Origin of the sequence: Wolbachia endosymbiont of Onchocerca ochengi, assembly GCF_000306885.1 — a bacterium.
GTDB lineage: Bacteria > Pseudomonadota > Alphaproteobacteria > Rickettsiales > Anaplasmataceae > Wolbachia.
This window is the reverse complement of the sequence record NC_018267.1, coordinates 664,693-686,086: the sequence shown is the minus strand read 5'-3', so window position 1 is coordinate 686,086 and position 21,394 is coordinate 664,693. Positions and strand designations below refer to the sequence as shown.

Here is a 21,394-nt window from a genome sequence, read left to right as displayed (position 1 = left end):
ACGGCTCTACAACATTTTATTTTTCTCTGACCTAAATGTTCTTTCTATATTTTTTTTTGAGAGCCTTTGTAAGTCCTTTTTACTAACATTTTTTAGAGACTTAACCTTATACCTTTTTGAGTTCTATCTGATATCTTTTAATCTCATTTAGTATCTATTAAAACAACTGTTTTTTGCACCTGAAATATGAAGTTTAGCAGTGCGCTCAATTAATATTCTATCTTTCACATTTTTTAATTTCTCCTAATATCAATTTTTCTGTTAGCTCTTTAATAGATTCATTTTTTATTTCAACTAGTCCATTTAAAACATTCTAATACTTCCTTGTTAAAGGTTATTTTGCTTTTAAAGCTTACGTAAGTTTTACCAAAGTCTCTATTAAAAAGGTTATACAACATTTTTCTGAATTTTTTAACAAAGGAAGTCGCTAATATATAAGATCACTATTTAGTGCTACACATCAACTCAGTATATAAATCTTTAACTAGGGCTTCAGCACATTCTCTCTGAATGATTATACTGATTTTGATTTCAGATGCTGTGATAGCAAGTACTTCTATGTTTTTTTCACTCAAGACCTCGAGTATACGATGCATTACTTCAGCATTAGACATAACACCAATACCAATTATTGAAATTCTAGCTATATTACTGTTTATAACATGATTCTCATTTTTGCTCAGTAATTTTTTCATTAAATCGATATCAAACTCAGGAATCACAAAACCTGACCCGTGTATCATATTAATTTTCATGTTTGTCCTTACCATATCCTTTAAAATATGTAAGGTACTTGCAAGATTAGCAAAAGTCACAAGGACTTCATTAGTACTACAAGTTATTCCAGTAATTGTATACCTCTCCAGCACATCTTTTTCATGCAGTACCACAGTCCCTTCTACCTTTTTAAAAGTAGATAGCACTTGTATTTTAATATTATGTTTCATTGCAAGCTGTACTGAACGATTATGCAGTATTTTAGCACCAGATAACGACATCTCCAACATTTCATCGTAAGAAACAAACTTAAGCTTATGTGCCTTTGGAACAATTTTTGGATTAGCTGTATATATTCCATCGATATCAGTAAAAATCTCACAAACCTTAACATTAAAAGCTACTGCGAGGGCAACTGCTGATATATCAGAGCCTCCTCTGCCAAAAGTAGTGATTCTATTACCATGTATGCCCTGAAAACCAGCAATAATTGCGACAGTGTAACCTTCAGCAAAAGATCTTTTCAAAAGATCGATCTTTATTGTTTTTATTTTAGACTCAGAATGAAAATCATCAGTCATGATTGGTAACTGCCAAGCAAGCCAAGATTTAGCGTTCACTCCAATAGATTGAAGAGTGATTGCTAATAGGCCACAAGAAATCTGTTCTCCTGCCGAAAGTAGAACATCATATTCTGATAGTTCTCCTCTGCAGCTTAAATTTGAGATTTGTCTAGCCTGAAAGACCATTTGGTCAGTCAATCCTGCAACAGCAGAAACAACAACGACTACATTGCAACCTTTCTCAACATCTTTTTTTATTAAGTTTGCAACTCGATTTAAGTCAGTTAATGAAGTCCCACCAAATTTTTTTATGATTATATTGTCCATGGCTACAATATAACTTTCCTCTGGAGAAAAATATAGTTCTTATAGGAAAAATTTATGATAAGAACAATTCTTAAAGACCACTTAGAAAAAAAAGAGATCAATGAAATAGTTGACTAATCTAGAAATATGAATTTATAACTAGTAAACTTGGGGTGTAGTGTATTATAGTATAGACTACCTTATATAAAAAGAGTTTAAGTAAGAATAAATATCGCACTTTAAAGTAATTATTTTTGATGTTTGATATTCAGAAGGAGAATATAGCAAACTCTAATATTGTTTAGTATTGAAGTACTGAGGAAAAGTTCAATACACAATACCATAAATTATCGTTGGAATATCATTCAGGTAAAAATCAAAACAATAAAGAAGTAGAGCAGAAATTTAAGATTACTTTATCAAATAATCTTATTCTTAAAGAATTCATAATAAAACCGTTGGAAAACGATCCTGATAAAAAATACTTTAGTAAAAGAGTTATGTGGTAAATTATTCAATCATGATTACAAGGAATTACAAAACATCTAGACAACGAAAGAGCAAAAGTAAATGCCTTTAATAAGCAGCAGTCAATTAATAGTTATATACTTGCTCCAAGTATTCTGCTTACTTCCTTTTAGGAAGGATTCTGTTATTCTCCTTATCTACTAAATTTTTTATAAGCAATGGTGTTAATTATAATCTACCCATAGCAGTATAGTTTTCTGCTTTCTCATCAGCAAGTTTCGTTTTGAATTCAATTATTAAGAGCATTTATGTTTAAAACAGAAAAATTTTAACCAGGCTAATTGGCTTTTATTATTAGTTAACTTTGATCAAGAATGCAAAAATTTTTTGAAAAGTGATAAAACTAGTGGCTAAAAAATTCAATTATCTTAGGCAAAGTAATTTTACATCTTTAATGTTTTATGATGTGAGATTAAATTTAGCTATTAATGGTTTTTATTTCACCAGCTCCACTTTAGGTATCTAAGTTGCTACTTTTTATTGTCATTCACACTTTTAGTTGTTGTTTTACCTTGTTTTAAGGAGATGCAGTTAATTACATTCTCAAAAAGACAGCTGTAAATTTAATTGAGAAACAGTTTCAAGGTAGTAATTTACTTGTAAAAGCTGATAAAAATTTATCAAATAGTATCTACTATAAGAAATAGAGCTTATTTTCTAAGCTGTAAATTATCGCTTACATAAAATTATAGAAGTTCTCCATAGCAAAATCTCTGGCCAAAAATAATGAACCACAAATTAATATGGTTTTAATATTTTGAACAGAAGCTTTTAGTATGTGATTTAATATAGCATCACTAATTGACTCACATTCGATAGCATTTATTCCTATATTATTGGCTTTTTCTCTAATTAAACCCGTACTTACTGCTTTAGGTTCAGATTTTACACAAACCACACATAATAGTTTAATATATGGTTTTAAATATTCTAAAAACTCTTCCACACTTCTATTACGCGTAATACCGAAAATTACATAGATACCTTCAGCAAAATTATCTTTTATCCACTCAGCTAATACTCTTGCACCATCGTTATTGTGTGCACCATCTAAAAATAATTGCCAATCTCCCGGTAATAAAGAAACTAAATTGCCTTCTCTTATAAGCTCTAGTCGTCCAGGCCAATAGGTGTGTTGCAGCCCTAAAGTAATATCCTCCTTCCCAATATTAAGCCCGTACTTTCCACTCAAAATGCTACATGCTGCAATAGCATTTCCTGCATTAATTATTTGATGGTTACCATTTAAAGATGGCAAAGGAAATTTTACTGATTGAATAGTTGATTGAAAAATCATTTTGCTATTCTGTTTTTTACAACTCCACTCAAAGCCACCTCTAAACAAAGGTGATCTACTGTTTATTGCACAACGTTCTAGCGTATTCATTATCGATTTCTCCTGTGGGGCTATTACACAAGGAACATCACGTTTCATTATTCCAGCTTTTTCACCTGCTATGATCTCTAAAGTAGGACCAAGGTATTCTGTATGATCAAGTGCAATGGAAGTAATGATCGTTAAAATTGGATTATTTATAACATTTGTTGCATCTAGTCTTCCACCCATGCCTACCTCAATTAAAGTAATATCGGCTTCATGGCGAGAAAAGACTAAAAAAGCTGCAATAGTTATAGCTTCAAACAAAGTGATAGATTGATCTGCAATTACACTGCGACACTCTTCTAATAAATCATGTAATTCATTGTCGTCAATATAACTACCTGCAACAACTATCCTTTCATTAAAATTTACTAAATGCGGAGAAGTGTATGCATGTACCTTATACCTTGCTGCTTGCAGCATGTACCTTATAAAGGATAATGTTGAACCTTTCCCATTAGTTCCAGCTATATGAATTACTGGAGGCATTTTTTTCTCAGGGTTTCCTAACTTATTTAGGAAACTTTTTATGCGCTCAAGAGTAAAATCTCTTGTTCTGCTACCAAGCGGCTTAGGCCAATGAGGCATGTATATCATATAGATTGTTATTGCATTTTAATTCACTTGTAACACTTATTATAACATATGTATCAATTTTCTCACTGAATTAGCGTTGATTAATAGAAATACTTATACCATTTATTACACATCAATTATTAATAAGGAATTGTCATCCTTAGTAACTTTAAAATCAGTATTCACAAATTCTTTGTTGCTGTAAGAAAACCTTCTACTAATCAAACAAATTTTATCATCAACTACTCAGCTAATTAGAGTCATCTCGCTATTACTCATGTACTTATACAAGATTTTAATGCACAAACTCGTAAGATACATTTCATATTCTATAAAAAAACTTTCTCTTTTTTTAAGTAATCAAAGTCGAATGTTTCCCCATAACAAATTGGGATATTTTTTGGGGTTAACATTATTTCGAATGATCTCCTGAAGTTTTTTATATACTTATTCTCGATTTTTTTATTTCTCTCCATAAATATGCTACCACTGTTGCTTTATAAAATACACAAAAATTTTATGATCTACATAGTTAATGTAGCTCTTAAAGAAATGATAGTGGAAATAATAATGATTAAAATTTTAGTAAAATTTACAAAATATATTTATTGATTATGACACTTAGGACATAAAATTTAACAAAGGTTAGATATAGTTAATTTTATTAGTAATTATAAATATATCTATAGACACGACTTATAAAAACTAGTTATACTTCATGAGAATCTGTTCTATATGTTATTAGTTGAGTTAAGTTTCCCGAGCGATAATTTTTAGTCAAGGGAATTACCTCTATTGATTTTATTAGAGTTAATATGTGATACCCACCTTAACTTCAGGTCTCAGGAATCTACTAAGACTGACAATAGATACGGATTCTACTCAGTTAGTTAGATTTATGCTCTACCAACACAAAGAACAAGATATTTTTCTCTGTTCACCTAGTAATATATTTCAGGTTGTAATCAATGTTGAGAAGTATCCTGATTTTATTCCCTGGTGCAAAGCTGTTTACATAAAAAAAAAAATCATAACCAGATGGTTGTAGATTTATTAGCAGCTTTTCATCATATCAAAGGCAGTTATACATCAGAAGTAACTTTTCTTTCTCCAAGCAAAACAAATGAAGGTTGGGTAAAAGCTGTATCATCAAATGGAATATTTAAATGTTTATACAACGAGTGGAAATTTATTTTTATAGATGAAAATAAAACCGTGGTGAATTTTTATATAGAATTTGAGTTCAATTCTAGCTTACTTTCAACTTTGTTAAACTCAGTATATAAATATACACAAAGCAAAATAATTGCTGCATTCAAAGATAGAGTTAAAAGCCTTGCTAACTAAAAGTTAGCTTGACATTATTTATGTAAACGTATAGTTTTTTAGTCAATTAATATTTATACTGCAATGATCTTTAGGCTGATGTTTTTTGCATTAATTTTCATAAGTATTAATTCTTATACGGTTGTTAAGGAAGGCTTATCCGATGATCAGTATACTCAAAAAACTAGTGAGATAACACCAAAGGAGCTGCTATCACCTTTAGCTGACGATAAATTATTAGGAGATCCAAAGGCACCAATTCTAATGATTGAATATGCTTCACTTACTTGCTATCACTGTTATCTTTTCCATAAAGAAGTTTTCCCCAAAATTAAAAAGAAATACATAGATACAGGAAAAATGTTATATATATTTCGTCATTTCCCTATGGATTATAGGGGATTAAAAGCTGCAATGCTAAGCCATTGTTACGAAAGAACAGAAGACTATTTTAACTTTAATAAAGCTGTTTTTAATTTAATAGATTCATGGAACTACTCTAATTTAAGTGACTTAACTGTATTACAAAAAGTTGCTGCACTAAGTAATTTAAAGCAAAGCACATTCAATCAATGCATCAATGATAGGAAAATAATGGATAAAGTCATAAACGATAAGTCACTAGCAATTAATAAACTCGGCGTCACAGGTACTCCAATATTTTTTATCAAGCTTAACAACGATAAATCATATGTAGAACATAACAAAATTAAACATGAAGGGTATAAAACACTAGAGTACTTAGCTAACATAATAGATGACTATGTGAAAAAGCCATAGTGAAACAATACCACTGTAGCTTATCACATAAAAGATTACTATGCTGTATTGTCGCTTTTCATCACTGCTTGCTGTTTTTTGCGCTCAAACTCTCTTTTTTTACTGTGCCAGGCATAGTAATACATAGCAATTTTATTTTCTATTAACATTATAGTTCCATCATAAAATTGAACCATATCCATAACTTTCTTCTGAGCTTCATCAAAACGTTCCCTATATTTCTCACGATAAGCTGGGTTATGCAGTAATGCAACCCCTTCGTCTTTATTGGATTTTTTATTTAACGATTCAACTTCACCAGCAATATTATAAGACATATACCCCTCTAATTGATATAAAAATTATCTTTTAATAAAAGAGAAATGCGTGTAAGCAGCCCCTTCAATTCTAGTGTACAACAATTGACCAACTGTTATACTAGTTAATTATAATATTATATATAATAATTTTTGTCACTTAAAATTTTACGCTGTAAAATAGTAACTTAAGGTAAATGTTTTACTATCTCAAGTTGTATATGTATTTTACGTAAGTCAAATTTTTAGTACGAAATATGACACGTAATAACTCCAGCACTAAATCATCATACATAAGAGACTTATTTGTAAAGGAATGCAAAAAAATAGAGGAGCATTGTATACTTAAAAGTAAGAAACATATTCAAATTAGCGCTGAAGAAGGAAAGTTACTTAGTTTATTTATAAAAATTCACAAAGTAAGAAGTATCGTTGAAATCGGCACGTTATACGGTTACTCATCGATTTGTATGGCAAAAGCTATGCCTGAGCACGGCCATGTATACACGGTAGAGAATAACCACAAACACTCAAGTATAGCAAGAAAAAATTTTAGTGCTTTTAATCTGAATAATAAAATTACTTTAATAGAAGGCAGCGCATCGGAAAAATTGAACGAGTTATCAACACAAGCACCATTTGATATGATATTTATCGATGCTAACAAGAGTGATTATCCTAAATACTTAGATTGGGCAGAGCTACATATTAAACAAGATGGACTAATCGTTGCTGATAATACTCTATTGTTTAACACGGTATTTTTGAAATCACCTCCAAAAAAAGTATCAGAAAAATCATGGTATGCTATGAGAGAATTTAATTATCGTCTGTCAGACGAAAAAAAGTATTACTCTGTGTTAATTCCAACTGATGAAGGAATGACTGTAGCTTTAAAGCTGACGTAAGTTAGAAATCAAGATCTGCATAATGTTTAGGAGGAGTTAATCCAAGAACTCTCTCTAATAACATACCACGAAAACAAGGTCTCGATTTAACAATAGAGTACCATTCTTTTAAAATTTTACTTTTTTCCCATGGAAAACTATTTACATAATCCATCACAGAAATATGTGACGCTAAAGTAATATCGGCTAAAGTGAACTTATTAGTTGCAAGCCAAACATTTTTGCTAATTAAGTGTTCAATATATTCTATATGACAAGATAGGTTGTGCTTAGCTGCATGAAGAAACCTAGAGTCAGGACTACGGTTAGTTATCACTTTCTCATTTATGATGTACTTAGTAACCTCATTATAAAATTTATTGTCAAACCAGCTAATTAAAGCTCGTATTTTAGACTTAATAGCAGCAGAAAAATCCAACAGTTTAATACTGCTGTTATAAGTTTCTTCTAGGTATTCACAAATGGCATTGCTGTCTGCTATGGTAAAATTATTGTCTATAAGGACTGGTACTTGTCCAGTTGGGTTAATCTTCATAAATTCATTACGTTTTTCCCATGGATTTTCATATATTAAATCACAACTTAACTTTTTTTCTTTGAGTAGTGCTCTAACTTTTCGTGAAAATGGGCAAAGAGGAAAATAATATAAAATCATAAACTCCCCATTTTGCTGCCTCTCTTCTCTTCACTATTCCAGTGCAGTTCCGCTATCACATACTTAGATGATATAAATAAGCACTGAAATGACATAGATAGATATTGGATTAATAATCCTATGGTGACCTGCATAACAAACTAACCTTTTATTTACCTTAAAGTAGAACTGTAAAAAATTTAACACATTAAACTATAGGGCTAATATAGAATATAGCTTGCCAAATAAAAAAAAAAAGTATAATATTTTACAAGGTATGCAGGCAAAAACTCTGTAACTTGGTCAGATCAGGAATGAAGCAGCCATATCAGGATCTTTTTTGGGTTGCATACCTATTTCATTGTTTTTGGTTTAGTTAAAGGCTATGAATATAGCATTAAAATATCGTCCTGACAGCTTCAAAGACTTGATAGGTCAAGACGTATTAGTACGTATATTAAAAAACGCCTTTACTCTTAACAAAATCCCACAATCTATACTACTCTCTGGCAGTAGTGGAGTTGGTAAAACTACAACAGCAAGAATCATAGCCTTATGTTTAAATTGTTCTTTAGGACCAACTTTTGAACCTTGTGGATTATGTGAAAATTGTTTAGCAATAAAAAACTCAAATCATTCAGACGTGATTGAAATTGATGCAGCAAGTCATACTAGCATTGAAGATATTAAAGTGATATTAGAAAATATTTGTTACTTACCCATAAGTTCCAAATTCAAAATATATATTATAGATGAAGTACACATGTTATCGGGCAGTGCATTTAATGCATTACTTAAAACCTTAGAAGAGCCACCATCTAGTGTAAAATTTATTTTAGCAACTACAGAAATAAAAAAGATGCCAATAACTATTATTGCACGTTGTCAAAGGTTTGATTTGTATAAAATACCTGCTACTAAAATAGTAGGACGCTTGAATGACATTGCACAAAAAGAGAATTATTTAATTGAAAATAGAGCATTAGAGTTAATTGCACACCATTGTAGCAATTCAATGCGTAACGCCTTATTTCTGATGAATCAAGCGATGTTATATAGCAAAAATGGTTCAATATCTACTGAGGATGTAACAGAAATACTTGGTTTAGTAGATGAAGGTATTGTATTTGATTTAATGGAAGCAGTATTAGATAGCGATTTACGGAAGGCTTTATTGGTGTTTGACAAGGCAGCAAAGACAGCAAATCCACTTAGTATCTTCGAAAATCTGTTGCAAACAATCCAATTAATATGCCGTTTTTTGATTACAAAAGAGGTCGACAGTTCATTGCTAGAACATGGAAAAGATAGGATAAAAGACTTAAGTGCAAGGAAATCTCTAATATTTTTCTCGAGATTATGGAAGGTGTTGCTCAAGGGAATTCAAGCTATAAAAGTTTCGTCATGTAATGATATTGCCGCTGAAATGATGCTAATCAGCCTTTGTTATCTCTCTGATTTGCCTTCTCCTGAACAAGTGATCAAAAAAATTCTTGCGCAGAATACACGGCAAAGAGATATCTATAATATAGGAAATACACAACAAGAAAATTATGATTTTGATAAAATTCTGCAACTATTACGACAAGATAACCAAGTTTATCTTTACAAACAACTATGTAGCAATTTACAATTAGTAGATTGCAAGCCTGGATATTTAAGATTAAAGGCTGTATCTCAATTAGATAGTAACTTTTGTAATGATTTAAAAAATTACTTAGATCAGGTAACTCAACAACAATGGTTAGTTACAGTTGATGTAGGTTATATAAATAGAGAGATAAGTAACTTAAATCATGTACCTACAGTCAAAGGTATACTTGATACGTTTAAGGGTGCAAAGATAGTTAATATAGAGAGTAAGGAGTAAATTGTGGATTTTAGTCAAATAATGAAGCAAGCACAAGAAATGCAAAAGAAACTTATAGAAGCTCAAGAAAAATACGTTGGGAAAGAATTTCAAGGTATTTCTGGTGGTGGCAAAGTTTCTGTGTTAGTAGAAGTTGTAAAAATAGGTAGCTATAAAGCTAAGAAAATAAATATAGACTTAGAATTTATAAGAAATGAGGAGAAAGACATAGTAGAAGACTTAGTAGTAGCAGCGTTCAACGATGCCATTAAAAAAGCAGAAGCAGAGATGACGAATGCAACCTCTGATCTTGCAAGTATGATTGGTCTACCCTCTGGATTTAAGCTTCCTTTTTAAAGTTTTTTCGTATTACTGATTAAGTCTCTGATATTTCTAGTGTTACCATCGTTTTTATATAATGCACCTATCACATTATCATACAAAAGTAAGTGGTGCTACAGCAGTAAAAAATAATGCAAAGAGTCAAAAGAGAATACTTAGGATAAAAAGTTACATAATTTCATTTTCATTAACTAAATCTTTACCTTCCTCCAAAAATTAGTTTAAATGGCAAGCATTTTGTGTTATTAAGTTAGTACTTGACTTAACTTTAGCTTTTATTAAAATTGCTAAAGTGAAATTTTAATTTTTTTTTGACGAGGGTAACTATGCATTATAAAAAGTTTTTTTCAGCAACCGCTTTAGTAACGTTGCTAAGTTTATCAAACGCTGCTTTTTCAAATCCTGTTGGTCCAATAGCTGATGAAGAAACTAGTTGCTATATTCGCTTGCAGTACAACAGTGAGTTTTTACCTTTTAAAACAGAGATTGATGGTGTTACAGGTGCTAAAAAGAAGAATGCAGATACTAATGTCACTACTGACCTTTATAAAGCTTCTTTTATGGCTGGTGGTAGTGCTTTCGGTTATAAAATGGACGATATCAGGGTTGATATTGAAGGTCTTTACTCACAGCTAAGCAGGGATACATTTGAAACAGCTCCTGCTCCAGCAATTGCAGATAATCTCAATGCACTTTCAGGATTAGTTAACGTATATTATGATGTAGTAATTGAAGATATGCCTGTTATTCCATATGTTGGCATTGGTGTTGGTGCAGCATATCTCAGCAATCCTCTAGCAATAAAAGTTACAGGTGATAAGGAATATGGATTTGGTTTTGCTTACCAAGCAAAAGCTGGTGTCAGTTATGATGTAACTCCAGAAGTCAAACTTTTCGCTGGAGCTCGCTACTTTGGTTCTTATGGTGCTAAGTTTGATAAACCAGTTGTCGAAAGTGGTCAGCAACCTACCAAAGATGGAATCAAAGTTCTTTACAGCACTGTTGGCGCAGAAGCTGGATTGATGTTTAACTTCTAGCCTATTTTGTAACTCTTCTTTTTGTCCCGGTTTTGTTGTTCAAGTAGCTAGTGCTGGGACTTAGAAAAAAGAAACGTGAAATCCAGTGTTTTTGGACACTGGAACAACAGTATTTACTATATATACTATACTTCAGTTTGTATAGCATAACTAATAACTAATATTGAAGTCTACAAAGTTTCCAATCAGGCGCAAAGCAATAAGTTACATTTTTTTTAAAATAAAAACTTGAATTTTTGCTAAAAATCATCTATACTATATAGAGTTTTAGTTTATGTTGTTATGTTAATCCAAGCATTGAATTTATGTATTAACGGTAGCGCTAGTCTAATGCAATATATTGCTGAGGTACAAAAATTTCCTATGCTTTCCCAAGAAGAAGAAACGCGATTAGCAAAAAACTGGCACCAATACAAGAATATTTCTTCTGCTCATAAGCTAATTACTAGTCATTTAAACTTAGTAGTAAAAATTGCAATGAAGTTCAAAAATTATGGGCTACTACTGATGGACTTAATCATGGAAGGAAATATAGGTTTAATGCATGCAGTAAAAAAGTTTAATCCTAATTTAGGGTTCCGCTTTTCAACTTATGCGGTATGGTGGATTGAAGCTTCAATAAAAGACTTTATATTGAAGTCTTGGTCGTTTATAAAAATAGGCACAACGCAAGCACAAAGAAAGTTATTTTTTAGTTTGCGTAAAATAAAGAAAAGAATTTTACAATATACAAACAGAGAGACCTTAAGCAATGAAGAAATAAAAGCAATATCTAATGAACTTGCTGTATCTGAAGGGGATGTTATACAGATGAGTTACCGTTTAGCTTATAAGGATCAGTCACTAAATAGTTGCCTAAAAGTAGGTGATGGTTCTAAAAAAGAGCTGCAAGATATGATTCCTTGTAATTCTGTTAGTCAAGAAGTAACTTATCAGAATCATGAAGAAAAAGAATTAAAAGAAACAATTCTAAACAATGCATTAGCAAACCTTAACGAAAGATCAAGAGACATCTTTATTAGCAGATATTTGTCTGAAAACACTCAAACTCTAGATGAACTTGGTAAAAAGTATAATGTTTCAAGGGAAAGGATAAGACAGCTAGCTGAACAAGCAATGAGTAAGGTAAAGCAATATATACAATCAGAGAGTTTAAAGCTTAACTTATATGTTTAGTTTTTTCATGTTTTTGATATTTTCCTCAACAAGCGCTCTTGCATCAGTTAATAGTGTGCAGTTAAAGGAAAAGTATAAAGATTGGTTTGTGTACACTGCATTAGAAGATGGAGAAAAAGTGTGTTACATTATATCTTATCCTAAGAAAAAAAGCGAACATTATACAACTGCTCGCAAGCCATATGTGATGGTTAGTTACGTCAGTAAAAGAGCAGATGAGGTGAGCGTCACTTCTGGCTTGCAGTATGACAAAGAGCCTGTAATTCTTGACGTCGATAGAAAAGTTGAATATATGTTGCCCATAATACAGGGAAATTTTGCGTGGGCGGAGCATACAAAAACAGACCAGGATCTAATCCTCAAAATGAAGCAAGGATTATCGATGGTAGTTAGTGGAAAAATAAAGGCAATAACTGTTGATGATACTTATTCTCTACTTGGTTTTCAAAAGGCATATCAAAAAATGCATGGTTCGTGCCGCACGAAATAAATTATATTTATTCAACTTATGTAAACAAAGCTTGATAAACGTTTCCTATTATATCATCACAAGTAACTATCTTTTCTTCACCTGTATCCATATCTTTAATTTTTAAAGTTTTACTACTCAATTCTTCATTACCGAAAATAACTGCAGCTTTAGCATTTGCTTGACTTGCTTTTCTCATACGACTTTTAAGCGTTCCACTATATTCATGGATTACGTATAAACCACTCCTGCGCAATTTATTTGCAAGTATTAAAGCATATTTTTCAGCTTCCCCGCCAATAGGGACTAGATAAGTAGGTCTCTCCTCTTTTATAGAGTAACTAATTAATTCCATTATGCGCTCAATACCTCCAGCAAATCCTATTGCTGGAGTGTATTTTTCACCTACTGAAGACATCAGATTATCATACCTTCCACCTGCAAATACTGTTCCTTGGCCACCCAAATCTTCTGTGACAAATTCAAACACTGTATGGCAATAATAATCTAATCCCCGAACTAATTTACTGTTTACGGTGTAAGGTATATTAAGAATTGTTAATCCATTTAATATTTGATCAAAAAAATATAAGGACCCTTTTGTATAATGATCACTGATTTTAGGTGCACCAGAGATTATTTCTTTATCTTTCTTATCCTTAGAATCTAATATTCTGAGTGGGTTTTTAATCAATCTATTTTGGCTATCTTCTGATAAGTCATTTTGAAACTTTTTAAAATATGATACCAAAGCTTCTCTATATTTTGGCATTGTTTCACTACTACCTAAAGAATTAATTTCTAGCCTTAAATTCTTATCAAGACCAAATTCAGTTAACAGATGTTGAGCAAGTGATATCAATTCAACATCAGTTTTCGGGTCTTCTATACCAAAAACTTCAAAATTTATTTGGTGAAACTGTCTTTGCCTTCCCTTTTGTGGTCTCTCATATCGGAATGCAGGTCCTGTTGAAAACAATTTTATCGGCGTTTGCAGTTTTTTTTCAATCAATAACCTAACAACTGCAGCAGTAAACTCAGGACGCAAAGTTATGCTCTTTCCTCCTTTATCATTAAAGGTATACATCTCTTTATTAATGATATCTGAACTATTACCTAAAGTCTTTGTGAAAACTTCTGTATATTCAAATATCGGAGTTTGAGCAGGCAAAAAACCATATAAATTTGAAATCCTGTTTGCTGTTTGTTCTATATATTTAAATTTATACCATTCATCAAACAGTAGATCTTTTGTTCCTCTAACTGGTTGAGTAGTCATAGTATAGTATCTATGCCTAAAATTTCCGGTATGTGGTAGCACAACATGTTTTGTATCCCCTGCTTAAGAGTAATTGTAGCACTCGGACATCCAGAGCATGCTCCTTGCAGCTCAACATAAACTATTCCGTTTTTGTAACCACGAAATTTGATATCGCCACCATCTTGAACAACTGCAGGTTTGATATAACTTTCCATTAACTCTCTTATCCTACTTACAATTTCTGTGTCACTTTTATCAAAAAATTCTTCTTCTAGTATGTCATTATCATTCGTCCCTTCTCTATTTAGAGCTTTTCCACCAGACGCAAAGTGATCCATAATTGTAGTTAAAACTTCTACTTTTAATGTATTCCAATTAATATCATCAGATTTTGTTACTGAAATAAAATCATGACCAAAAAATACTCTTATCACATGTTCTATTCGGAAAAGATTTGCTGCTAATTTAGAATTTTTTGTCTCATTTGCACTTGAAAAATCCACCGTTTCTCCTTCGTTTAAAATCATAAACCCAGGAAGAAATTTTAGCGTATTTAGGTTTGGTGTTTCTTTGATTTGAATGAACATATTACTTACCATAGGATTATAATTGTTACTATTTAATCATAAAATAATAAAAAAGTATACATATCGTTCATCTTTTTTCTTTTCTTAACATTTATAGTAATTAAATTTACCTTACTTAACGTCATTGTATTTTTCTCTCCCTGATGAAAAGAAATAAAATAAGTTTTACTAAGAATGAAACTGGTAGTAATATATCTACAAATAAGGTGTAAGAATATTGGAGCTAACTAAACCCTAGAGCAAAAATAAAATCAACAAAGCATATCAAAAGCTTAATGCAGTTAGTTCATTAAGATAAAGGAATTTATGGTATTTTATACAAAAGTGAAATGTAGCCTGATATAGGTTGCTGAGAAGATAGTAGTTACCTTAATACTATTTTTTATTCATAAAAATTGTTGACTCGTAAAAACATCTTTCAAAATTATATTCTTTTACTAACTAAATTACCTACCAATTGGGTAATCACCAGTGAAACAAGCATCACAGTATTGAGACATTATGTTATTGCGCTTTTCTTCCTTAACAGCTTGATATAGACCATCAATGCTCAAAAAGGTTAAGCTATTCACTCCTATATCTGCCTCCATTTCTTTTATAGATTGGTTTGCAGCAATTAAATCCTTACGCTCTGGTGTATCGATTCCATAAAAACAAGAGTACTTAATTGGTGGGCTTGAAATTTTTAGGTGAATTTCTCTTACTCCTGCATCTTTTAGCATAACTATTATACTTCTGAGCGTGCTACCACGTACTATACTATCATCTATTAAAACTATATTTTTACCTTTTAAGATGCGCTTATTAGCATTAAATTTCAATTTTATTTTAACTTTACGTACTTCAGCGGTTGGTTGTATAAAAGTTCTTCCTATATAGTGATTGCGAATTATTCCCAGTTCCATTGGTAAAGCTGAATGCCTTGAATATCCAATAGCTACAGGTGTTCCAGAATCAGGTATTGGTACAATCATATCCACATTGTTTTTTGGTGGACTTTCCTCTGCAAGAGTTCTTCCTATTTCTTTTCTTACATTATATATAGACTTATTCTCCATGACGCTGTCTGATCGTGAAAAGTAAACGTATTCAAAAATACAAAAACTTGATTTTTGCTGTGAGAAAGGAAATGCTGAAGCTAAGTTACCATTCCGGTCAAGAGTGACTAACTCACCTGGTTCTATTTCTCTGACAAATTCTGCGTTTACTATATCAAAAGCACAAGTCTCAGATGCAAGCACATAAGAACCGTTTAGTTTTCCTGAAACAAGAGGCCTAATTCCTGCTGGATCGCGCACTCCAATAACCACTTCTTGGTTAATTGCAACAAAGGAATAAGCACCTTGTATTTGTTTTAATGCGTATATAAAACTCTCTAAGAAGCTACTCCTAGTATTGACTTCTACTAAACGCACTACTACTTCTGTATCAATATCTGATTGAAAAACGCATCCTTGTTTGATTAGCTGTTCGCGTATTGAAGAAACTTTAATCAAATTACCGTTATGCGCTATAGCAAAATCTCCAAATTTACTACTTTTGCCAAGCATAGGTTGTGCCCCAGACTTACTGCCACTTGTTGAATACCGAACATGGCCTATTGCATAATCTCCAGGCAGGGATTTTTTTATTTCACCTATTTTATCAAGTACACTACTAACCTGACCTTGAAAGTGATAAGAATGTAACTTACCATTGCTACTTGTCGTTACACCAAAAGATTCCTGACCTCTATGCTGCAAAGCATGAAGGCCTATTATGGAGTCAAAAGCAGCATTTTTGTTGGAGCTTGTACCAAATACCCCACACTCTTCATGCATTCTATCAAGCATAAAAATTATTGAGTAAAGTCTAATTTTACTTTAGCGTAGGTAAAGCACAAGCATTTTATTCTTTTCAATACTAAGTTTTTTACAGCAATTTTAACGTACTCTGGAAAACACTAAATCTTGTTAGATTATGATAAAGAATTTGTAAGAGAAACAGAACCGTAAAGTACTTAGAAGGGGCATAAACAAATTTTAACACAAAAATAGGTTATATAAGAGACCTGATTTTATATAAAACCTTAAAATGGTAAAATTAAGAGAAACACCTACAGCCAGAGCTTTGAGCAAACTTACAAAGTGTTTAATTTGCTTTCATGATTGATATACCCTAGAGTAGGGCTACACTAAAATATACATTACTAATTACTACGACATTGATTTACCACTACATTAGCAAGATATCTTATACTATATATACTATTTACCTTAACACTAGCAACTTCTAATAACACAATAAGTGTAATTGTTTCAATAGCAACAATTTCAGTATAATTTCTATTACAACTAGTGTATCGCTATAATACCGAACAATAGGTTAACCCTATGTGACTGCCAATTCTCTTAAGGAAATTCTTGAAAATTGCTTTCTGTGGAGGGTCATGTTTTGTACCATCTATTATGAGTAGCTAGACACGATGTAAATTATCGTTATTTACATTTTCTTTGTATTCAAGGAAATATTTTATAAGCTCATTTTCCCTTTTTACTCAGTCAAATATAATATACCAATATATAATTCTTTTTTTTTCTACTTAACTATAAAATTCATGGCTAGCACCTTCCTTCAATAGGAATTCTGTAATTTCAATATTGTGATCAATTTCTATATAATTACTAAAAGTAATAGACTGTGACAATCTGTTTTTTTGCCTACTAGGTACATGCAGTAAGAGATTTTCATTGTACTTAACTTGTATTTTACAATACCATCAATAATTAGCTTTTCTTTAGCAGAATTTTTACATCGGTTTTAATTCCATACTCAATAGTAACTTAACAACATTGTTTTCCCTTAGAGGGTAATACAGTAATGTAAATTTTAGTTATCAAATGTATTATGATTTACTCTATATTTTTTTACATTAAGATTATGCCTAGTTCATGACATACGACACGCAAGATAGTCCTACTGTTACCCATAATATTACATTTATGTATGTAAGTTACAATCATGGTCTGATACTAACAATCATGAACCGGTGTTGAATTATATTAATACTATACTTAAATAAAACTCCTTTAAGAAACTTTACCTAACCAAGTTCAGGTTATTAGAAAAATTCTTCACAAGAAATCCAATATTAAGTGCCAGTATATATATTATAAATTTTAGTTTATTTATTGATATCTTGAACTTTTTCTAACAAAGCTTTTATTTCGGCTAGATCTCTATTTTTCAAGAGCCTTAAACAGTCAACCTTTCCTTCACTTAAATGTGAACCATAGCGCTTTTCATAGAGTTTTCTATTAAAGTTTTTATAAAACTGAGTTAAATTATTAACTTAATTATCATTAAGCCGTTGACTAATAAATTTTTCCTTAATCTTATCTGTTAGTACTCAATACTCAATATACTACTGTTGTTTCCTCTATTTCCTTAGTCTTTTCCGTTACTTTACACTCTCTTTTTCACCTTGTAGCTAAAACTATTCTATCATGATACTACTCCAGTATAAATTTGTAATGTGCCTTCTTAATCTCTTCTACATCTATACTCTCTGATAACCATGTCCTTTAAATGCCTCTTTATATATTTTCGAGACTATAACTTTCACTTAGCCAGGATAATTTAACACAAAATATTACTTTAGCAACTCGCTCAAGGGACTAAAGTAAAAATGTGACCCTAAAGGTAAAATTCTTACTTAGTCAACTTGTATCTCATTTCATTTTATAACGGCATTACAAAATTAGCAGACATTCTGAAACCCAGTTTTTAATTTAATGTAATCAAAAATATTGTTTTGCTTTTATATCATTTTCAAAAATTTCAAAGTGAAAATAACATAAAAACCTACCAACACACTGCCATATGTTAACGCTGCAGTATAATAAGCCCACTCTAGCATTAGTTACTTTTATAATACTATTTACTAATTTTAAAACCATTCTTCTACTCTTTCTAACTGTTTATAATTATTAAATCTTAGAAACTTATCGAAATATGGAGAAGCAATAAAAGGAGTGCTCTCCCTTAAATAACTAGACAGAAAACCTGGTAAATTATCTTGAAATTCCTGCATTTTTAGTCTATAATCTTTCAAACGAATAATTTTTATTTTATCATAATCAAGCTTCCAATAAGCAAGTTCTGAAATTTCTTTTTTGGTTGTGTATTCGACCGCTAAGGCTTGTAAAATTAATTGTGGAAAAAACCCTGACATAACTTCCTTGTTGGAAGGTGGTGAACCAAGTTTATAGTCTATAATCGCCACTTGTCCATTTGGTAGGTATTCAACTCGATCACATCTTGCTATCAGTGAAATCCCTTTTGTCATCCAAGTAACATGACTACCGGTATGTGCTGGAATATGAGGTATTGGATAAGAGAAGCTTTTTTCTAACTCAATATGATTGTTTCTAGCCTTATCAAATTTAACGAAAGATTGAATTACTCTCTGCAGCTTTACCCACCACATACTTGAGAAATTAAACTGACTAGTTGAGAATATCTCGCCTGCAATGCTCATAAGTGGCTTCTTATCACATAAATACCTCTCAAGAATATTATGCACCATAGTACCAAATTCTAGTATTGATGGCTTAAAATTTAACTCTCTTAGCTGTCTAAGATTCAGTATATATTCAACATAAAATGAGTAAGGGTTACGAATCAGTTTTTCTACTGCACTAGAAGACATCACTTGCATTTTTTCTTCTCTAACTTTAGCTTGAGGCTTGGGTGTAGGCTGGGTACATGGAACAATGCATTCAGGTGTATTTAATATTCTTAGCCAATCACGATAAGGATATTTTGGTTTTTGTGACAGAACTTCCAAACGACTTAATATAGTTGGCTTCCTGCCGCTCAGCAAGCTTATAATATAAACTTTGCTTGCACCAAATAAATTACGCAGGGTATATAAAAAATACCCCTGTTCCTCTTGTACAGAAGGAAGACCAAATTTTTCTCTTATCAGTGTATTCAAAAATGGATTTTGAAAACTCGGCATATCATAAAATCCAGCAAGTATTACAACTCTATTGTAATATAAACTGAATCTATTTAAGTCACTTGCTACAGAAAAAAACTCCTTCTTCAGGAAGAAAGTTAGAATTTGCTTGTATATTTCCAAAGAACATTTAACTTTCACACCCTCACATGCATTCAAAAAATCACAAATAAAATCACCTATTTCATTATCCATCTTTAAAAGATTTACATTAGAAAGCATATGAATACACTGTAAATGAGCTGTTACTATATCATAAATTGAGTAATTTATAACATTAGTTAATATTTCGTATATAATCTTTAAATTATTGATAATAAGTAATATATCCTTTTTATATTTTAGCTTTTCATGGGTATTGATAACATTTATAATATCACTTAGACTGTTGGTATTAAAACTACGTAATACCTCTATTTCAAATTCAGATAAAATCTGAGCATATTCTTCCTTAGAGTAGCCAAAAGTCACTAGCTCATGTTTGAGAAGTGCAAGCAATGCCACACTATTCCAATTTGAGGTTAAAATCTCGATGCTGTAAAGCAAAAGCATTATGTAAGAGTTATTTTCTGATGTAGGTTTTGATAAACAAGCCATACGGGTTGCAAGTAATTTGTCAAGAACGACCAAAGAAACATTTTCATAACCTTCATTCTCTATAATTAATGATATCACTTGTGCTTCTTCTTCTCTAGAAGCACAAGCGATAACTTCAATATTTTTAATGCACCCACTACTAACTTTGCTAAGATCAGCAGTTGTATCAAAGATATAATCTAAATATTCTACAGTTCCTTGATCACAGATTCCAGCTTCACGTCCTGGAACAACAGCAATGTAAGTTTCATCTAGAAAACTCACATCTTTTCTATCTACATTTAAGTAATCCAACAGGTCTTTTACACTATATTGATAATGTCTTTTGCTGAGTGACTCCCAATCTTTCTCTTTAATTTTAAAGTTTAGGTTAGGTAAGATTATTTTTCCAAATGGCAGGTCATATATAGCTTTGATTAATAACTTGTAGATTTTACCCTTTCCAATTCCGACAAAGATTACATGTTGATCTCTTTGCAAAGAAGTAACCATATTTGCTATATAATCACTCTTATGTTTTGATATATCTATTACTCCTAGAGTTCTTAAAGTTCTACTCCAAGTTTCACCAAGCAAATTTATGAAACTCTCTATTTTTTTTGAGTACCTACCAAACTGATAATAGTCCTTTGTCTTGGTATCTTGAATTTTATCAAGCAATAATGGTAGGCTACAAGCCAATTCAATGGGAAAGTTATCATTATTTTTTTTATTCCACTCCAGTATGAATTGAATCAACAATAGCGTCATTTTTGTCGGCTTGATAACTCTGATTTTATCAAGATTCAATATTAAATCTTCTTCATCAATGTTTTCTAGTGAAACTACCTCCGGTAGAATTATGCATTTTCTAGCGCTGTAGCTCTTGAATGCACTCAGCAACGCTATAACATCTCTTTTACAAGGAAGTATGATCTTTATTTCAGGAATTTTTTCTCTTTCATATTCAAAAAATATATGCTGAATCAGCACATCAAAGAAAGTTTCACATGTATTAATAGTAAAAATTTTCCCCACAAAAGATATCGACTAATAAGATGCTTATTGTATAGTAAAATA

The 21,394-nt window shown here is 31.3% G+C and carries 14 protein-coding genes, 2 other RNA genes and 2 pseudogenes; 10 read left to right on the top strand and 8 right to left on the bottom strand.

Annotation, left to right across the window (positions count from 1 at the left end; all coding sequences use genetic code 11):
• Positions 1-443 precede the first annotated feature (443 nt).
• Both WOO_RS02535 and WOO_RS02525 read right to left on the bottom strand, forming a co-directional pair.
• The gene (locus tag WOO_RS02535) at positions 444-1,607 is read right to left on the bottom strand and encodes an aspartate kinase (protein ID WP_014869113.1); all 1,164 of its coding nucleotides are present in this window, start codon (positions 1,605-1,607) and stop codon (positions 444-446) included.
• Between the two features lie 1,183 nt (positions 1,608-2,790).
• On the bottom strand, positions 2,791-4,092 hold the full coding sequence (locus WOO_RS02525; protein WP_014869112.1) for a bifunctional folylpolyglutamate synthase/dihydrofolate synthase: 1,302 nt from the start codon (positions 4,090-4,092) through the stop codon (positions 2,791-2,793).
• A gap of 699 nt (positions 4,093-4,791) precedes the next feature.
• Between WOO_RS02525 and ssrS the strand changes: the two genes are divergently transcribed.
• The 3 genes and pseudogenes from ssrS to WOO_RS02515 all read left to right on the top strand — a co-directional run.
• Positions 4,792-4,953: non-coding RNA, 6S RNA (gene ssrS / locus WOO_RS03850), on the top strand.
• A 16-nt stretch (positions 4,954-4,969) separates the two neighbouring features.
• Positions 4,970-5,418 (top strand): annotated as a pseudogene (locus WOO_RS02520) (type II toxin-antitoxin system RatA family toxin).
• Positions 5,419-5,481: 63 nt separating this feature from the next.
• Positions 5,482-6,182 (top strand): annotated as a pseudogene (locus WOO_RS02515) (thioredoxin domain-containing protein); the annotation flags it as partial.
• Positions 6,183-6,215: 33 nt separating this feature from the next.
• Here the strand turns inward: WOO_RS02515 and WOO_RS02510 are convergent.
• Positions 6,216-6,494 (bottom strand): DUF2671 domain-containing protein, encoded by a 279-nt coding sequence (locus WOO_RS02510; RefSeq protein ID WP_014869110.1) that lies wholly within the window; start codon positions 6,492-6,494, stop codon positions 6,216-6,218.
• A gap of 236 nt (positions 6,495-6,730) precedes the next feature.
• On the opposite strand from WOO_RS02510, the gene WOO_RS02505 reads away from it, so the two are divergent.
• The gene (locus WOO_RS02505) at positions 6,731-7,381 is read left to right on the top strand and encodes an O-methyltransferase (protein ID WP_014869109.1); all 651 of its coding nucleotides are present in this window, start codon (positions 6,731-6,733) and stop codon (positions 7,379-7,381) included.
• A gap of 1 nt (position 7,382) precedes the next feature.
• Here the strand turns inward: WOO_RS02505 and WOO_RS02500 are convergent, their stop codons facing one another.
• Positions 7,383-8,036, bottom strand: a complete 654-nt coding sequence (locus tag WOO_RS02500) for a glutathione S-transferase family protein (protein WP_014869108.1) — start codon at positions 8,034-8,036, stop codon at positions 7,383-7,385.
• 248 nt (positions 8,037-8,284) lie between these two features.
• On the opposite strand from WOO_RS02500, the gene ffs reads away from it, so the two are divergent.
• The 6 genes from ffs to WOO_RS02475 all read left to right on the top strand — a co-directional run bounded on the left by ffs (position 8,285) and on the right by WOO_RS02475 (position 12,909).
• Positions 8,285-8,377, top strand: an RNA gene (gene ffs / locus WOO_RS03845) — signal recognition particle sRNA small type.
• 23 nt (positions 8,378-8,400) lie between these two features.
• Complete coding sequence (gene dnaX / locus WOO_RS02495) at positions 8,401-9,885, top strand: DNA polymerase III subunit gamma/tau (RefSeq protein WP_014869107.1); 1,485 nt, start codon at positions 8,401-8,403, stop codon at positions 9,883-9,885.
• A 3-nt stretch (positions 9,886-9,888) separates the two neighbouring features.
• Positions 9,889-10,221 carry a YbaB/EbfC family nucleoid-associated protein gene (locus WOO_RS02490; protein WP_014869106.1) on the top strand — a complete coding sequence of 111 codons (333 nt, stop codon included), beginning with the start codon at positions 9,889-9,891 and terminating at the stop codon, positions 10,219-10,221.
• A 311-nt stretch (positions 10,222-10,532) separates the two neighbouring features.
• Positions 10,533-11,243 (top strand): P44/Msp2 family outer membrane protein, encoded by a 711-nt coding sequence (locus WOO_RS02485; protein WP_014869105.1) that lies wholly within the window; start codon positions 10,533-10,535, stop codon positions 11,241-11,243.
• A gap of 282 nt (positions 11,244-11,525) precedes the next feature.
• Positions 11,526-12,419 (top strand): RNA polymerase factor sigma-32, encoded by an 894-nt coding sequence (locus tag WOO_RS02480; protein ID WP_014869104.1) that lies wholly within the window; start codon positions 11,526-11,528, stop codon positions 12,417-12,419.
• Positions 12,412-12,909, top strand: coding sequence for an invasion associated locus B family protein (locus tag WOO_RS02475; RefSeq protein ID WP_014869103.1), 498 nt, complete (start codon positions 12,412-12,414; stop codon positions 12,907-12,909). Before WOO_RS02480 ends, WOO_RS02475 begins: the two co-directional genes overlap by 8 nt.
• 16 nt (positions 12,910-12,925) lie before the next feature.
• On the opposite strand, the gene hisS is transcribed toward WOO_RS02475, so the two are convergent.
• From hisS to WOO_RS02455, 4 genes are all read right to left on the bottom strand, one after another.
• Positions 12,926-14,167 carry a histidine--tRNA ligase gene (hisS, locus tag WOO_RS02470; RefSeq protein ID WP_014869102.1) on the bottom strand — a complete coding sequence of 414 codons (1,242 nt, stop codon included), beginning with the start codon at positions 14,165-14,167 and terminating at the stop codon, positions 12,926-12,928.
• Positions 14,164-14,736: a NifU family protein gene (locus WOO_RS02465; RefSeq protein WP_044135421.1), complete on the bottom strand. Its 573-nt coding sequence runs from the start codon at positions 14,734-14,736 to the stop codon at positions 14,164-14,166. Before WOO_RS02465 ends, hisS begins: the two co-directional genes overlap by 4 nt.
• Positions 14,737-15,182: 446 nt before the next feature.
• Positions 15,183-16,568: an amidophosphoribosyltransferase gene (purF, locus tag WOO_RS02460; protein ID WP_014869100.1), complete on the bottom strand. Its 1,386-nt coding sequence runs from the start codon at positions 16,566-16,568 to the stop codon at positions 15,183-15,185.
• A gap of 2,096 nt (positions 16,569-18,664) precedes the next feature.
• Complete coding sequence (locus tag WOO_RS02455) at positions 18,665-21,352, bottom strand: PD-(D/E)XK nuclease family protein (protein ID WP_014869099.1); 2,688 nt, start codon at positions 21,350-21,352, stop codon at positions 18,665-18,667.
• Positions 21,353-21,394: the final 42 nt, after the last annotated feature.

Bases quoted from the DNA above. Each gene is read 5' to 3' on its own strand.
- WOO_RS02525 (WP_014869112.1), bottom strand. From the start codon at position 4,092: ATGATATACATGCCTCATTGGCCTAAGCCGCTTGGTAGCAGAACAAGA.
- WOO_RS02475 (WP_014869103.1), top strand. From the start codon at position 12,412: ATGTTTAGTTTTTTCATGTTTTTGATATTTTCCTCAACAAGCGCTCTT.
- WOO_RS02500 (WP_014869108.1), bottom strand. From the start codon at position 8,036: ATGATTTTATATTATTTTCCTCTTTGCCCATTTTCACGAAAAGTTAGA.
- WOO_RS02535 (WP_014869113.1), bottom strand. From the start codon at position 1,607: ATGGACAATATAATCATAAAAAAATTTGGTGGGACTTCATTAACTGAC.
- WOO_RS02465 (WP_044135421.1), bottom strand. From the start codon at position 14,736: ATGTTCATTCAAATCAAAGAAACACCAAACCTAAATACGCTAAAATTT.
- hisS (WP_014869102.1), bottom strand. From the start codon at position 14,167: ATGACTACTCAACCAGTTAGAGGAACAAAAGATCTACTGTTTGATGAA.
- WOO_RS02505 (WP_014869109.1), top strand. From the start codon at position 6,731: ATGACACGTAATAACTCCAGCACTAAATCATCATACATAAGAGACTTA.
- purF (WP_014869100.1), bottom strand. From the start codon at position 16,568: ATGCTTGATAGAATGCATGAAGAGTGTGGGGTATTTGGTACAAGCTCC.
- dnaX (WP_014869107.1), top strand. From the start codon at position 8,401: ATGAATATAGCATTAAAATATCGTCCTGACAGCTTCAAAGACTTGATA.
- WOO_RS02480 (WP_014869104.1), top strand. From the start codon at position 11,526: ATGTTAATCCAAGCATTGAATTTATGTATTAACGGTAGCGCTAGTCTA.
- WOO_RS02485 (WP_014869105.1), top strand. From the start codon at position 10,533: ATGCATTATAAAAAGTTTTTTTCAGCAACCGCTTTAGTAACGTTGCTA.
- WOO_RS02510 (WP_014869110.1), bottom strand. From the start codon at position 6,494: ATGTCTTATAATATTGCTGGTGAAGTTGAATCGTTAAATAAAAAATCC.